17 protein-coding genes are annotated in these 13,242 nt (G+C 71.8%); 9 read left to right on the forward strand and 8 right to left on the reverse strand.

Features of this window, described 5'->3' with window-relative positions:
- Together AB0D67_RS00335 and AB0D67_RS00340 are read right to left on the reverse strand one after the other, a co-directional pair.
- A partial coding sequence (locus tag AB0D67_RS00335; RefSeq protein ID WP_362928183.1) for a hypothetical protein occupies nucleotides 1-242 on the reverse strand: 242 nt, incomplete at its 3' end.
- A gap of 95 nt (nucleotides 243-337) precedes the next feature.
- The gene (locus AB0D67_RS00340; protein ID WP_362928185.1) at nucleotides 338-700 is read right to left on the reverse strand and encodes a signal peptidase I; all 363 of its coding nucleotides are present in this window, start codon (nucleotides 698-700) and stop codon (nucleotides 338-340) included.
- A 187-nt stretch (nucleotides 701-887) separates the two neighbouring features.
- Here AB0D67_RS00340 and AB0D67_RS00345 point away from each other — a divergent pair, with 187 nt between their 5' ends.
- Nucleotides 888-1,364 (forward strand): peroxiredoxin, encoded by a 477-nt coding sequence (locus AB0D67_RS00345; protein ID WP_362928187.1) that lies wholly within the window; start codon nucleotides 888-890, stop codon nucleotides 1,362-1,364.
- 89 nt (nucleotides 1,365-1,453) lie between these two features.
- Complete coding sequence (locus AB0D67_RS00350; RefSeq protein WP_362928189.1) at nucleotides 1,454-1,756, forward strand: antibiotic biosynthesis monooxygenase; 303 nt, start codon at nucleotides 1,454-1,456, stop codon at nucleotides 1,754-1,756.
- 33 nt (nucleotides 1,757-1,789) lie between these two features.
- On the opposite strand, the gene AB0D67_RS00355 is transcribed toward AB0D67_RS00350, so the two are convergent.
- On the reverse strand, nucleotides 1,790-2,281 hold the full coding sequence (locus AB0D67_RS00355) for a GntR family transcriptional regulator (protein WP_362928191.1): 492 nt from the start codon (nucleotides 2,279-2,281) through the stop codon (nucleotides 1,790-1,792).
- A 110-nt stretch (nucleotides 2,282-2,391) separates the two neighbouring features.
- Entirely contained in the window at nucleotides 2,392-2,874 is a 483-nt protein-coding gene (locus AB0D67_RS00360; protein ID WP_362928193.1) for a GntR family transcriptional regulator, read from the reverse strand.
- 186 nt (nucleotides 2,875-3,060) lie between these two features.
- On the opposite strand from AB0D67_RS00360, the gene AB0D67_RS00365 reads away from it, so the two are divergent.
- A complete protein-coding gene (locus AB0D67_RS00365) occupies nucleotides 3,061-3,306 on the forward strand; it encodes a hypothetical protein (protein ID WP_362928195.1) in 246 nt (81 codons plus the stop codon).
- Nucleotides 3,307-3,731: 425 nt separating this feature from the next.
- On the opposite strand, the gene AB0D67_RS00370 is transcribed toward AB0D67_RS00365, so the two are convergent.
- Together AB0D67_RS00370 and AB0D67_RS00375 are read right to left on the reverse strand one after the other, a co-directional pair.
- Entirely contained in the window at nucleotides 3,732-4,400 is a 669-nt protein-coding gene (locus AB0D67_RS00370) for a UPF0758 domain-containing protein (protein WP_362928197.1), read from the reverse strand.
- Nucleotides 4,401-4,581: 181 nt separating this feature from the next.
- A complete protein-coding gene (locus tag AB0D67_RS00375; RefSeq protein WP_362928199.1) occupies nucleotides 4,582-5,379 on the reverse strand; it encodes a GntR family transcriptional regulator in 798 nt (265 codons plus the stop codon).
- Nucleotides 5,380-5,923: 544 nt separating this feature from the next.
- Here AB0D67_RS00375 and dapA point away from each other — a divergent pair.
- Both dapA and AB0D67_RS00385 read left to right on the forward strand, forming a co-directional pair.
- Nucleotides 5,924-6,847, forward strand: a complete 924-nt coding sequence (dapA, locus tag AB0D67_RS00380; protein ID WP_362928201.1) for a 4-hydroxy-tetrahydrodipicolinate synthase — start codon at nucleotides 5,924-5,926, stop codon at nucleotides 6,845-6,847.
- Between the two features lie 138 nt (nucleotides 6,848-6,985).
- On the forward strand, nucleotides 6,986-8,671 hold the full coding sequence (locus AB0D67_RS00385) for a ribonuclease J (RefSeq protein ID WP_362928203.1): 1,686 nt from the start codon (nucleotides 6,986-6,988) through the stop codon (nucleotides 8,669-8,671).
- Nucleotides 8,672-8,781: 110 nt separating this feature from the next.
- Here the strand turns inward: AB0D67_RS00385 and AB0D67_RS00390 are convergent, their stop codons facing one another.
- Both AB0D67_RS00390 and AB0D67_RS00395 read right to left on the reverse strand, forming a co-directional pair.
- Nucleotides 8,782-9,159 (reverse strand): MerR family transcriptional regulator, encoded by a 378-nt coding sequence (locus AB0D67_RS00390; RefSeq protein ID WP_362928205.1) that lies wholly within the window; start codon nucleotides 9,157-9,159, stop codon nucleotides 8,782-8,784.
- A 51-nt stretch (nucleotides 9,160-9,210) separates the two neighbouring features.
- On the reverse strand, nucleotides 9,211-10,242 hold the full coding sequence (locus AB0D67_RS00395; protein ID WP_362928207.1) for an NADP-dependent oxidoreductase: 1,032 nt from the start codon (nucleotides 10,240-10,242) through the stop codon (nucleotides 9,211-9,213).
- A 191-nt stretch (nucleotides 10,243-10,433) separates the two neighbouring features.
- Here AB0D67_RS00395 and kduI point away from each other — a divergent pair, with 191 nt between their 5' ends.
- The 4 genes from kduI (at nucleotide 10,434) to AB0D67_RS00415 (ending at nucleotide 13,113) form a co-directional block, all read left to right on the forward strand.
- Complete coding sequence (gene kduI, locus AB0D67_RS00400; protein ID WP_362928209.1) at nucleotides 10,434-11,246, forward strand: 5-dehydro-4-deoxy-D-glucuronate isomerase; 813 nt, start codon at nucleotides 10,434-10,436, stop codon at nucleotides 11,244-11,246.
- On the forward strand, nucleotides 11,246-11,983 hold the full coding sequence (locus tag AB0D67_RS00405) for an SDR family oxidoreductase (RefSeq protein ID WP_362928211.1): 738 nt from the start codon (nucleotides 11,246-11,248) through the stop codon (nucleotides 11,981-11,983). The genes kduI and AB0D67_RS00405 overlap by 1 nt, the downstream gene beginning before the upstream one ends.
- Before the next feature lie 16 nt (nucleotides 11,984-11,999).
- A complete protein-coding gene (locus AB0D67_RS00410) occupies nucleotides 12,000-12,764 on the forward strand; it encodes an IclR family transcriptional regulator (protein ID WP_362928213.1) in 765 nt (254 codons plus the stop codon).
- Between the two features lie 163 nt (nucleotides 12,765-12,927).
- Nucleotides 12,928-13,113, forward strand: coding sequence for a tautomerase family protein (locus tag AB0D67_RS00415; protein WP_362928215.1), 186 nt, complete (start codon nucleotides 12,928-12,930; stop codon nucleotides 13,111-13,113).
- Nucleotides 13,114-13,242 lie beyond the last annotated feature (129 nt).

A 13,242-nucleotide genomic window follows, 5' to 3' on the forward strand; every position in this document is an offset into this window, starting at 1 on the left:
ATGGACGTGATGTCGCTTCGCATCTCCTTCTGCTCGTCTTTGATGGACGTGATGTCGCTTCGCATCTGCTTCTGCTCGTCTTTGATGGACGTGATGTCGCTTCGCATCTGCTTCTGCTCGTCTTTGATGGAGACGATGTCGGATCTGATCGCTGTGATGTCACCCCTGATCTCGGTGATGTCGGATCTGATCTCTTTGATGTCGGTCTCCACCGCGGAGACGCGTTCCTCGACGTACGGCATGCGGTCAGGATAGGCCGGACAGGCCGGTCAAGGAGCGGAAACGGGTACGGGAGCCGCGGGCGGGTCCGCCGCGCGTGCATGACGCCACGAAGGACTCAGGCGACGGCGTAGCCGGCGACGGACGGCCAGCGTACGGTCAGCACCACCGACTCCTCCTCGGCGTACCAGGAGTGGTCCACGCCCTGCCCCCACACCACGTAGTCGCCTCGCTCGGCCAGCACCACGCTGCGTCCCGGCAGCTCCACCCGGAACCGGCCGCTGATCAGCACCAGCAGCGCGGTGCGCTTCTCGCCCCGCACCCATTCCGCCCGCTCGTCACCGCGCGGGTGCACGCCCCACTTGATCTCCACGTCCTCGCTGTGCCGTACGTCGCCGACCGGCTTGAAGTGCCCGAGCAGCCAGCCGCGGTCACCGGGGGCGTCCACGCCGGCATTGCCCACGTACACGTTCTCCGTCATGGGCGGCGACGCTAGCACGCCGCCCCGCCGGGGCGGCCGCGGCGGCCGTACGGTGGGGAGATCCGTACGGCGGGCCGCGGGGGCCCTGTTCCACGAGCCGTCGCCCCCTCCACAATGGGGGGCCGGAACACCGGCCGCCGCCCCACCCGGGACGGGAGGGGATGCCGGCGCGAGGGAAGGACATGGCATGAGCGGTGGGCCCGCGGTCGGAGACGTGGTCGAGGACTTCGAACTCCCCGACGAGACCGGTACGGCGCGGCGGCTCAGCGACCTGCTGGAGAAGGGGCCGGTGGTGCTGTTCTTCTACCCGGCGGCCATGACCTCCGGCTGCACGGCCGAGAGCTGCCACTTCCGCGACCTGGCCGGTGACTTCGCCGCGCTGGGGGCCCATCCGGTCGGGATCAGCCGCGACGGCGTCGCCCGGCAGAAGAGGTTCACCGACACCTACGGGCTTGGCTTCCCCCTGCTGTCCGACCCCGACGGCGTCGTCGCCCGCGCGCTGGGCGCCCGCCGCGCCTTCGCGGCCGGGCCGTTCCTGACCCGCCGGATGACCTTCGTCATCGACACGGACCGCCGCGTGCTGGAGGTCGTGCACAGCGAGACGAACATGCGCGCCCACGCCGACCGCGCCCTCGCGGCCCTGCGCTCACGCACCGGCGCGTGATCTCGCGGGTGAATCCGGTAGCGCTGGTCCCGGCCTGGGAACGCTGAGGGTGAGAAGGTCCTTCATCGGAGAGACCCGCGGGAGGCGACATGGTCACCCTGGGATTGCTCACCCTACTGGAAGTCAAGCCGGGCAAGGAGGAGGCGGCGGAGAGCTTCCTGACCGAGGCACTCCAGCTCGTCGAGAAGGAGCCGGGGACCACGGACTGGTTCGCCATGCGCCTGGGCTCCACCCTGTACGCGATCTTCGGCGCGTTCCCCGACGAGGAGGCCCGCACCGCCCACATGTCGGGTGAGCTGATCCGGGCACTGTCGGAGCAGGCCCCGGACCTCTTCGAGAAGGCCCCGGCGATCAACCCGTTCGACGTCATCGCCGCCAAGTCGCCGGGATAGCCCACAGAGAGCGGAACTCCGGAGTCTCCGGGGTCAGCGCCCGGCCGCCGCGCCGGGCCACTTCTCCTCGGGGGAGACATACGTGCCGCGATGGGAGACGGTGAAGACCCATCCCTGCTCGCGGAGGTGCGCCACGGCGTTCCGGACGGTGGCCTTGGCGACCCCGTACTGCGCCATGAGCGCCTTCTCGCTGGGGATGGCGCGGTTCGGCGGGAAGTCGCCCCGCCGGATGCGGTCGGCGACCTCTTCGGCTATCCGCTGGTAACGGGGCGTCCTGCGGGGCGCGCGCGGCACGTCGGGCTCGCCGGCGAAGGTGCCTTCCCCCTGGACCGTGTGGACGAGCCCCTGCTCGCGTAGTTCCTGCGCGACACGCCGCGCGGTCGTACGGGCGATGCCGTACTCGCTTTCCAGTTCGGCCTCGCTGGGCACGGCTTCGCCGGGGATGATCTCCCCGCCCAGGATCCGCTCGCGGATCACCTCGGCGATCTGCCTGTAGAGCGGTATGGGGCCGTCTCGATCGAGCACGACCGAACTTTAGACGGGGAAGGACGTCCGTACATACCGAATGCGGTGATCGGCGGAGGTTAGGGTCGGCGCCCCGATATGAGGGAGCGGACGGCACCGGGACGGCCGGATCATTCGGCGGGCCACTTCTCCTGCGGGGAGACGAAGCTTCCGCGCTGCGGCACGGTGTAGATCCACCCCTGTTCGCGGAGGAGGGCGACGGCACGGCGTGCGGTCTCCCGCGCCACGTCGTACTCCTGGGTCAGGGTCGTCTCACTGGGGATGGGGCGACGTGGCCGGATGGCACCGCTGCGGATGCGTTCGATCACGTCTTCCGCGATCTGCCGGTACATCGGCGTCTTCCTCGGCTGCCGGGTCCCCTCGCTGGGCGGCCCTACGAAAGTGCCTTCGCCTTGGACGGTGTAGACGAGTCCTTCCTCGCGCAGCATTTGGACCGCTCGCCTGGCGGTCGTCCTTGCGACGCCGAACTCTTTCCTGATATCGGCCTCGCTGGCGACCGGTTGCCCAGCGGGCATTCTCTCCTCGGTGATCCGGCTTCGGATGATCTCTGCGATCTGGAGGTAGAGATGGGTGTCTCCATCATGATCGAGCACAGTCAGAAGGTAGACGAACAAGCACGAGCCCTGCCATAACGGCACACCTGAATAGGCGGGAATCGACGTGCGTTGACGTAAGAAGACAACTAGACGTATGATCACGGCATGGTCAGGGGGCGGAGCAATGCTCGTGTGAGGGTCGGTCCTCCGGGGGAGCGGCATCACAGCTCTCATCCAGGGTTGTTGCAGTCGGCTCATCAGCTGGTCGGCTGGCGGCCGGAGAGGCCGAGGACCTCGCGGGTGCGGGTGAAGGAGCACACCTGCGACTGCCAGGCCACGTTCTACGAGCTGTGTCAGGCGGGAGGGCTGATGTTCGTACGGCGGACGGAGCGGCGGAACGGCGTGACGGTCGTCCACGAGTCACCGTGGGAGATCGCGAGCCGGACGCAGGAGCTCTGGCGCCGCCTGCTGACCGGCGCCGCGCGGTGACGGCAGAAAGTCGCGCGGTGACGGCAGAAAAGCGTGCCCGGCGGCGGGGTGTGGAAGGGGTCCCCCGCCGCCGGGCATACCAACCACCCGTCTCATGGGGGGCTATGACGCCTGAGGCGGGAGGCGGTCCCGCATCGGTGGAGGGCCGATGCGGGGCCACAAGGATCCCCGGCGGGCGACCCCATGCCGCCCGCCGGGCCCCGGTCGTCCGGCGAGCCGCTTCCCACGCTCCATCGGCTCGCCGGGGCCGGTTCTGTTCCGCGGGTTCCCGCCGTGGCGAGGATCGGCCGGACGTGTCTCACAACGTTGTGAGGAGGCGTCCGGCCGGCCACGGCGGGGGAGGGGTCCGCGGACGGGGCCGGGGCGGGGCGCCGTGCCGTCCGGGTGGCACGGCGCCCTCGCCCCGAACCGCATCGGAGAGACCGTCAGAACGCGCCGTCGAGGCCGACACGGCGCCAGGCGGCGTCGGTGACGATCACGTGGTCCAGAAAGCGGAGGCCGACGGTCTCGGCCGCCTCGTGCAGGCGCGCGGTGAGCTCCAGGTCGTCAGGGCTGGCGTCGAGGGAGCCGCCGGGGTGGTTGTGGGCGAGGCCGAAGGAGACGCCGCCCGAGGTCAGGACCGTGCTGACGATCTCGCGGACGGACACCGGGACGTGGTCTCCACCGCCCTCGCTGACGACCGCCCGGCGGGTCACCGCGCCCCCGGCGTCACAGACCACGACGACCACGCGCTCACGGCCGAGGCCGCGCAGCAGCGGGGCGGCGACCGAGGCGAGGTCTCCCGAGCAGGTGATCCGCCGCCGTTCCGGCTCCGACTGCGCCTGGCGCACCAGGTGGAAGGCGGCGATCACCCGGGCGGCCTTGGCGGGGCCGATGCCGGGGACGGACATCAGGCGGTGGGCGTCGGAGCGGGCCAGGCCGCGCAGGTCGCCGCAGTGCGCGATCAGATGGGAGGCGAGCTCCACCGCGTTGGTGCCCCGGCTCCCCGAGCCGATCAGCAGGGCGAGCAGCTCCCGGTCGGCCAGCGCGGTCGCGCCGTTCGACAGGAGCCGCTCGCGGGGCTGGTCGCTGGGGGGCATGTCCTTGACGCGCACGCGAGGCACCTCCGGCTCGGGAAACCAGGTCGGTTGTACCAGGGGCCGCCGACATTCCGGCGCGGTCGCGGTGAGGATCACGGAAGCCGCGGGATCCCGCGGCCCCACCGCGTCGGGAGCCCGGTTTCGGCGTACGGGATCACACGACGGCCCGTACGCCCGTACGGCCCGCGGAGCGAACCTAGGACTGGACCGGGTGGGTGTAGATCAGGCGGAAGCGGTCGCCCGGGATGACGATGTCGCTGGTCTCGACCGGGCGGTCGCCGGCCCAGTGGGTGCGCTCCACGTGCAGGACGTGGACGCCCGCGGACAGGGCGAGCGTGTCGCTCTCGGCGGGCTGGGGAACGCGCGTGCGGACCTGCTCCACTATCTCGGTGACCTTGATGCCGAGGGCGGCGAGGCGGGCGGCCGGTCCGCGGTGATGCTCGTCAGGACCGGGCCCGAAGCCGGGACCGAGGCCGGGAACGGGACCGGAGCCGGGACCGGAGCCGAGGCCGGGACCCGGAACGGGTTCGCCGAGCCCGGCGGGCTCGTAGGAGGTGGAGAGCTGGATCGGCCTGCCGTCGCCGCGGAAGACGTAGTGGGTGCGGGTCACCGGGGCGTAGCCGCCCAGGCGCAGCCGCTGGGCGATGTCGGGGGTGGCCGTGGCCGGCTCGGACCGGCGGTCGCAGGTGACGCGCACGTCGTCGGGGCCGGCGTCGGCGGCGAAGGGGACGTGATGGTCGTGGAGGCGCCAGCGGTGCAGGGGCAGCAGCACCGGTTGTGCCCGCACGTAGTGGCCGGAGCCGACGCGGCCGACGATCAGGCCCTCGGCCGCGAGCACGCGCAGCGCGTGCCGGGCGGCGGTCTCGCCCACGCCGTACTTGCGGGTGAGCTGGGCGCGGGAGGGGACGGGCGCGCCGGGGAGCAGGGAGCCGTCGACGATCTGACGGCGGATGTCGGCGACGACGCGCAGGTAGACAGGATCGGAGGTTGCCACGATGTCCATCCCAGGGGTCGGCGGGCGTCGCCTCATCCTGTCGTATCCGCGACGACACGGAGGGTGATCGCCGCTGTTTGGAGCTCCAACTTTGCCCACGCCGAAAGCGCCAGAAAATATCTCAGAGACCGTGTAACGCCCGGGTAAGCGGCCCCGATTCAACGGAAGAGACCGTCGATGTGTGTACCCCCGAGCACATATCGGCGGTCTCTCGCTTGCTCGGTGAGCATCGGCGCCCGGTCGTCGGCCCCGTATGGCATTTTTTGCTTATTTTTGGCAGCAAGAGTTGAGAAACCGGGTGGGTATGGCCTCTCCTGACCGCCGCCCCGGAGAGGCGTCGAGTAGTGTGGGGTGTGCCCCGGGAGCCGAGGGGGAAGACGGCCCGGGAACGGGAACGGCCCGCTCCGGCGGTCGCCGCGCCCGTGCCCGTCGCCTGCGGCGGGGCACCGTGGGCAGATCCGTCCTCACCGGCCCGTCCTCGCGAGTAGCGCGGACGGGGTGGCGGGGTCAACCGTTTTAAGGGAGTCCGGGTACCGTTCGGTCTATGACAGCGCCGACGACAACCTCCGACGCGCCCTTCGGGCGCATGCTGACCGCGATGGTCACGCCGTTCGCCGAGGACGGCTCGGTCGACTACGAAGGGGTCCGGCGCCTGGCCGCCTATCTGGTGGACGAGCAGCGCAACGACGGTCTCGTCGTGAGCGGCACCACGGGTGAGTCGCCCACGACCTCCGACGAGGAGAAGGAGCGTCTCCTGCGCGCCGTCGTCGAGACGGTCGGCGACCGCGCCGTGGTCGTCGCCGGAGCGGGCAGCAACGACACCCGTCACAGCGTCGAGCTGGCCAGGGCCGCCGAGCGGGCGGGGGCGCACGGCCTGCTGGTGGTCACCCCGTACTACAGCAAGCCGCCGCAGGAGGGGCTCTACCGCCACTTCACCGCCGTCGCCGACGCCACCGGCCTGCCGGTCATGCTGTACGACATCCCGGGACGCGCCGGCGTGCCGATCGCGACCGAGACCCTCCTGCGGCTGGCCGCCCACGAGCGGATCGTCGCGGTCAAGGACGCCAAGGCCGACCTGTTCGCCGCCTCGCAGGTGATGGCCGGGACGGACCTGGTGTTCTACTCGGGTGACGACGCGCTCAACCTGCCGTGGCTGTCGGTCGGCGCCGCGGGCTGCGTCAGCGTGGTGGGGCACGTGGTGGGCGCGGACATCGCCGCCATGATGGAGCGGTACCGCGCGGGCGACGTCTCGGGCGCGCTCGCCGTACACCGCAGGCTGCTCCCGGTCGTCTCCGGGATCATGACGCAGGCCGGTGGGGCGATCATGGCGAAGGCGGCGCTGGCCCTGCTGGGCCGCCCGGCCGGAGCGGTGCGGCCGCCTCTGGCGGAGGCCTCGGAGCCGCAGCTCGCGCGGCTCCGAGAAGACTTGATCGCGGGCGGCGTGAAGCTGCCCGACGGGATCGCATGAGAAGGAAACGTGGCGGCCGCAGGTGGCCGCAGTGGGGAGGAATGGAAGTTTGAGCCTCAGAGAACGCAGGGAACGCGAGGAGCGCCGGGAGCACGGCGCCCGGTCGAGGTCCGCGGCGCGCGGGGAAGGGGTGACCGGATGAGCCATCCGCACCCGGATCTCGGGACACCGCCGCCGCTCGCCGAGGGCGGGCTGCGCATCGTCGCGCTGGGCGGCCTCGGGGAGATCGGCCGCAACATGGCGGTCTTCGAGTACGACGGGCGCCTGCTGATCGTCGACTGCGGGGTGCTGTTCCCCGAGCCCGAGCAGCCCGGCATCGACCTGATCCTTCCCGACTTCGAGTACATCCGCGACCGGATGGACGACGTCGAGGCGCTGGTGCTGACCCATGGCCACGAGGACCACATCGGCGCGGTGCCGTACCTGCTGCGCGAGCGGCGTGACATCCCGATCGTGGGGTCGAGGCTGACGCTGGCGCTGGTGGAGGCCAAGCTCACCGAGCACCGCATCCAGCCGTCCAAGGTCGAGGTCGTCGAGGGCGAGCGGCACCGGTTCGGACCGTTCGAGACCGAGTTCTTCGCGGTCAACCACTCGATCCCGGACGCGCTCGCCGTCGCGATCAGGACGCCGGCCGGGCTGGTGCTGCACACCGGCGACTTCCGGATGGACCAGCTGCCGATGGACGGCCGCCTGACCGACCTGGGAGGTTTCGCCAGGCTCGGGGCCGAGGGCGTGGACCTGCTGATGTCCGACTCGACCAACGCCGAGGTGCCGGGGTTCGTCACGAGTGAGCGGGAGATCGCGCCGGTCATCGACGAGGTGATCCGCACCGCGCAGAAGCGGGTGATCGTGGCGAGCTTCGCCTCCCACGTGCACCGGGTCCAGCAGGTGATGGACGCCGCGGCCAACCACGGCCGCAAGGTCGCGCTGGTCGGCCGCTCGATGATCCGCAACATGGGCATCGCCCGCGACCTGGGCTATCTGAAGGTGCCGCCGGAGCTGATCATCGACTCCAGGGACGTCGAGGCCCTCCCTCCGGAGGACCTGGTGCTGATCTGCACCGGCTCCCAGGGCGAGCCGATGGCCGCGCTGTCGCGCATGGCCAACCGCGACCACCCGATCCGGATCGCCGATGGCGACACCGTGCTGATGGCGTCCTCACTGGTGCCGGGCAACGAGACCGCCGTCAACAAGGTGATCAACGGCCTGACCCGGTGGGGCGCCCGCGTTGTGCACAAGGGCAACGCGAAGGTGCACGTCTCCGGGCACGCCGCCGCCGGTGAGCTGCTGTACCTGCTCAACGTGACCCGGCCGTCCAACTTCATGCCGGTGCACGGCGAGTGGCGGCACATGCGGGCGCACGCCGAGCTGGCCGCGCTGACCGGGGTGCCGCGCGACCACATCGTGATCGCCGAGGACGGCGTCGTGGTGGACCTCGTCGACGGCCGCGCCCGGCTCGCCGGTGCGGTCTCCGCCGGGTACGTCTACGTGGACGGCACCTCGGTGGGCGACGTCACCGACTTCGCGCTGAAGGACCGGCGGATCCTGGGCGAGGAGGGCTTCGTCTCCATCATCATCGTCGTCGACTCCGCCACCGGCAAGCTGGCCGGCGGCCCGGAGATCCACGCCCGGGGATCCGGCATCGACCCGGACGCGTTCGACGAGATCCTGCCCCACATCGAGCGGGCGCTGGAGAGCAACGCGGCCGACGGAGTGGCCGACGCCCAGCAGATCCGCCGGGTGGTCCGCAGGACCGTCGGCCGGTGGGTGAGCGACACCTACCGCCGCCGCCCGATGATCGTCCCCGTGATCATCGAGGTCTGACGGGCCCGTTCCCGCGTTCCGGAGGGGTTCCCGCCGTACGGCGGGAACCCCTTTTCGCCGGGCCGTGAGGCTGTGAGGGCACGCGGTACGAGGGCATGCCCCCGAAGGGGCTACGGGGCCACGGTGTCCTGAACGCCGGTCCGGGTGGCGAGCCGCTCGCGCAGCCGGGTCAGGCGGGCGATCTCCTCGTCGAGCGCCGCGAGCCGTCGCCCGACGACCCCCCTGCCCTCGGCGCACCCGGGGGCGTCGTACGGCGGGCTGTCGCCCTCCAGCAGGTGCAGGCGATCGGCGCGGCTCCGCACGTCCTCGACGGTCAGCCCGAGGGACAGCAGCTCGCGGACGATCCGTATCCGGGCCACCTCGCGGGGGCCGTACTCCCGCTGCCCGGACGCCGTGCGCGGCGGCGGGGGCAGCAGCCCCCGCTGCTCGTAGAAGCGCAGCGCGCGCGGGGTGGTCCCCGCCGCGGCCGCCGCGTCGCCGATCCTCATCAGCCCTCCGGTACCCGGGTCCTCGTGTTCCGCGGCCCCGCCCGGCGGGGCCTAGAGTTCCACGATAACGGTGCCGAGGTGCCGGCCGTGGAACACCTCGTGCAGCGCCCGCGGGGCGTTCTCGATGCCGCGGACCCGCACGTGCGGGAAGGTGAGATCCCCGGAGCGCAGCCAGTCGCCGAAGCGCTCGTTCCACCGCGGGAGTCCGTCGGGGTCGTCCGGGCCGTCCGTGCCGCCGAAGCCGCGGATCGTGACCTGCCTGAGGATGAGCCGGTAGGAGTCCAGCTCGACCGGCGCCTCGGTGCCGGAACCGTGCGGCGACAGCTGGCCGGACAGCGCGCCGACCAGGACGAACCGCGCCCCGGGCCGGGCCGCCGCCACCGCGGCCCGCAGCTGCTCGCCGCCGACGTTGTCCAGCAGCACGTCGACGCCGTCGGGCGCGACCCGCGCGAGCTGCTCGCCGATCGGGCCCGCGCCGCGGACCACGGCCGCGTCGTAACCGAGCTCGGAGACCAGCCGCGCGGCCTTCTCCGGCGAGCCGGTGCTGCCGATCACCCGGCCCGCGCCGAGCAGCCGGGCGATCTGCCCGGCCATCGAGCCGACCGCCCCGCCGCCGCCCGAGACGAAGACCGTGTCGCCGGGCCGGATCTCGGCGTCCCTGGTCAGCGCGGTGTAGGCCAGCCGGCCATGCGCCAGGTGGGCGGCCGGATCGGGCAGGGAACCGTCCAGCGGGGTGCAGCCTGTGACGTCAACGGCCGCGTACTCGCGCCACCCGAGCCAGTGCGAGACCAGGTCGCCGGGGCGCAGCCCGCTGCCCTCGGGGGCCGAGACGACCTCGCCGACGGCCGCCCCGAACAGGGTGTCGCCGGGGCGCAGCGGCGGGAACGGCGCACCGTCCACGCCCCCGCCGATGAGGGTGCGCAGCGCGGCGAACACGTGGAAGAAGCGGTTCCTGACCAGGGCCTGGCCGTCCCCGGGCGTCGGCAGTGGGGTCTCGGCGATCTCGAAGTGCTCCGGGCCCGGCAGGCCGTCGGGCAGGGCGGCCAGCCGGACTTCGCGGGAGACGCGCGGCGGAGTGGGCATGCGATGTTCCTCTGTGGAGTGGGGGAATGCGGAAGGCCGGGGGGTGTGCGGCGTCGCGACGTTAACCCCTGACCCGCGCGTCAGGGGCAAGCCCGCCAGGGGCTGCGCCGTACGCTCGACATGTTCTATGTAACAGGCTTTAATTCCATGTAATAGAACAGATCTGAGGAACCAGAGAACATGGAGGGTCGATGGAGGTACGGCACGCCACGGCGCCCGACCAGATCCCCGGCGCGACCACCGAGTGGCTGCGCCGCCGTTTCCTGGCCGAGCAGCTCTTCGTGCCCGGAGAGGTCCGCCTGGTCCACTCCCATCACGACCGCCTCGTCGTCGGCGGCGCGATGCCTGGTGACGGGCCGCTGGAGCTGCCCTGCCCCGACGGGCTGCGGGCCGGATACTTCCTGGAGCGCCGTGAACTGGGCGTGGTCAACGTGGGCGAGGCGGGCACGGTGACGGTGGACGGCACGCCGTACGGGCTGGCCGCGAAGGAGTGCCTGTACGCCGGGATGGGAACGCGGGAGGTGACGTTCGAGGGAGGTCCGTTCTATCTCGTCTCCACCCCCGCGCACGCCGCTTTCCCCACGGCGAAGGCCACTCTGGAGGACGCCGAGCCCGTACGGCTGGGCGCCCCCGAGGGCTCCAACGAGCGCACCATCCACAAGTACATCCATGCCAAGGGCATCCAGAGCTGCCAGCTCGTGCTGGGCGTGACCGTGCTCGCGCCCGGCAGCATGTGGAACACCATGCCCTGCCACACCCACGAGCGCAGGACCGAGGTCTACCTCTACTTCGACCTGCCCGCCGACCAGCGGGTGATCCACCTGATGGGACGCCCCGACGAGACCCGCAACCTCGTGGTCGCCGACCGCCAGGCGGTGATCTCTCCGCCCTGGTCGGTGCACTGCGGCTTCGGCACGCACAGCTACTCCTTCGTCTGGGCGATGGGCGGGGAGAACCAGGCGTACGAGGACGTGGAGCAGGTCGCGATCGGCGAGATGCGCTGATGTTCTCGCTGGAGGGCAGGACCGCGCTCGTCACCGGCGCCCGGACCGGGATCGGCCGGGCGGTCGCGGTGGGCCTGGCCGCCGCCGGCGCCGACCTGGTGCTGCACGGGCGCGACGACGACCTGGACGAGGTCGAGGCCGAGGTCCGCGAAACCGGCCGCCGGGCGACGCGCTGGGTCCTCGACCTGTCCGACCCCGGGCGGATCCCGGCGGCGGCCGAACGGCTCGGTCCGGTCGACGTGCTGGTCAACAACGCCGGGATCATCCGCCGGGCTCCGGCGGACCGGCACTCCTACGCCGACTTCCGTGACGTGCTCGACGTCAACCTCGACGCGGTCTTCCTGCTCAGCCGGGCGGTCGGCGCGGGGATGCTGGCCCGGCGCTCGGGGAAGATCATCATGATCGCCTCGATGCTGTCGTTCCAGGGCGGCGTCAACGTCCCCGGCTACACGGCGTCCAAGCACGCCGTCGCCGGGCTGACCCGGGCGCTGGCCTGCGAGTGGGCCGCCTCCGGTGTGCAGGTCAACGCGATCGCCCCCGGCTACATCGCGACGGAGAACACCCGGCGGCTGCGTGAGGACCCGGTGCGGGAGGCCGAGATCGCCGGGCGCATCCCGGCGGGCCGCTGGGGCACGCCGGAGGACCTCGTGGGCGCCGCGGTCTTCCTCGCCTCCTCCGCGTCCGACTACGTCAACGGCCATCTGCTGGCGGTGGACGGGGGCTGGTTGGCACGCTGACCAGTAGGCTCGCAGCGTGGTCAGGGAAGGCAGCTCTATTGACAAGGCGCTGGCGGTGCTGGAGGCGATCGCCGAGCACCACCGCGTGACCGACATCGCCGCGGTGACGGGTGTGTCGAAGTCGACGGTCCACCGGATCCTCCAGTCGCTCGTCGAATGGGGCTTCGCGCGGTCCGACGGTTCCGGGGGCTACGAGCCCGGCCCCCGGATCCTCACCCTGGCGGGCCGGGTCATGAACCGCTTCGACCCGGCCCGCCAGGCGTCCGGGGCGCTGCGGGCGCTGCACGAGCGCACCGGATACACCACGCACTTCGCCGTCCGCAACGGGGACGAGGCGGTCTACGTCGACAAGCTGGAGGGCCGCCGGCCGTACCAGATGCCCTCGCGGATCGGCATGAGCCTGTTCCTGCACTGCACCGCCATCGGCAAGGCCGTCCTGGCGCAGCTGCCCGAGGGGGAGGTGCGGGAGATCTGCGCCCGCGCGGGGCTGCCGGGGCGGACGCCCCGCACCCTGGTGACCGCGGACGACCTGGTGGCCCACCTCGCGATGGTCCGCGCCCGCGGGTACGCCCTGGACGACGAGGAGAACCACCCCGGCGTGCTGTGCGTCGGCGCCCCGGTCTTCGACCACACGGGCCAGGTGCTCGGCGGCATCTCCATCTCCGCCCTCGCGATGGACCTCGGCCGTGAGGAGATCGAGCGGCTCGCCCCCGAGGTGGTGAGCGCCGCCCGGGAGGTCTCGCAGGCGCTCGGCGCCCCCGACCCGCTCCGGGCCGGCTGACCGCTTTCCCGCTCCGTGCGGCGGACCCCGTCCCGGCGGGTGCGTCTCACCGGGTCCCCGTCCCGCCGGTACGGCGGCGCGGTGCGCTCCCACGACTCCATCTTGTTTCATGTAGCGGGATGTGTTCTCATGTAACGAAATAAATGTGGAGTGGAGGTTCAGCATGCCGAACATCACCGTCGAACTGCTCTCCGGCCGTACCCTCGACCAGCGCAGGGAATTCGTCAGCGCGGTGACCCGGTCCGCCGTGGACATCCTCAAGGTCCGCCCGGAGGCGGTGCGCATCGTCTTCACGGAGATCGAGAAGTCCGACGTCGCCAACGGCGGTGTCCTGGAGTCCGACAGGTAGGCGCGGACGGGGGCCCGCCGCCGCCCGGACGCACCGGGCGGCGGCGGGCCGCTCCCTTCCGCGTGGCGGTCCGCCCGGCCTCCGGCGCCGGACCGGTCCGTCCGGTTCCCGGGGCGGGGGAGGGCCCCC

Source organism: Streptosporangium sp. NPDC048047 (genome assembly GCF_040653115.1).
GTDB lineage: Bacteria > Actinomycetota > Actinomycetes > Streptosporangiales > Streptosporangiaceae > Streptosporangium.

Coding starts and splice junctions, on each gene's coding strand:
- AB0D67_RS00340 (WP_362928185.1), bottom strand. CDS start 700: ATGACGGAGAACGTGTACGTGGGCAATGCCGGCGTGGACGCCCCCGGT.
- AB0D67_RS00345 (WP_362928187.1), top strand. CDS start 888: ATGAGCGGTGGGCCCGCGGTCGGAGACGTGGTCGAGGACTTCGAACTC.
- AB0D67_RS00350 (WP_362928189.1), top strand. CDS start 1,454: ATGGTCACCCTGGGATTGCTCACCCTACTGGAAGTCAAGCCGGGCAAG.
- dapA (WP_362928201.1), top strand. CDS start 5,924: ATGACAGCGCCGACGACAACCTCCGACGCGCCCTTCGGGCGCATGCTG.
- AB0D67_RS00385 (WP_362928203.1), top strand. CDS start 6,986: ATGAGCCATCCGCACCCGGATCTCGGGACACCGCCGCCGCTCGCCGAG.
- AB0D67_RS00390 (WP_362928205.1), bottom strand. CDS start 9,159: ATGAGGATCGGCGACGCGGCGGCCGCGGCGGGGACCACCCCGCGCGCG.
- AB0D67_RS00395 (WP_362928207.1), bottom strand. CDS start 10,242: ATGCCCACTCCGCCGCGCGTCTCCCGCGAAGTCCGGCTGGCCGCCCTG.
- kduI (WP_362928209.1), top strand. CDS start 10,434: ATGGAGGTACGGCACGCCACGGCGCCCGACCAGATCCCCGGCGCGACC.
- AB0D67_RS00405 (WP_362928211.1), top strand. CDS start 11,246: ATGTTCTCGCTGGAGGGCAGGACCGCGCTCGTCACCGGCGCCCGGACC.
- AB0D67_RS00415 (WP_362928215.1), top strand. CDS start 12,928: ATGCCGAACATCACCGTCGAACTGCTCTCCGGCCGTACCCTCGACCAG.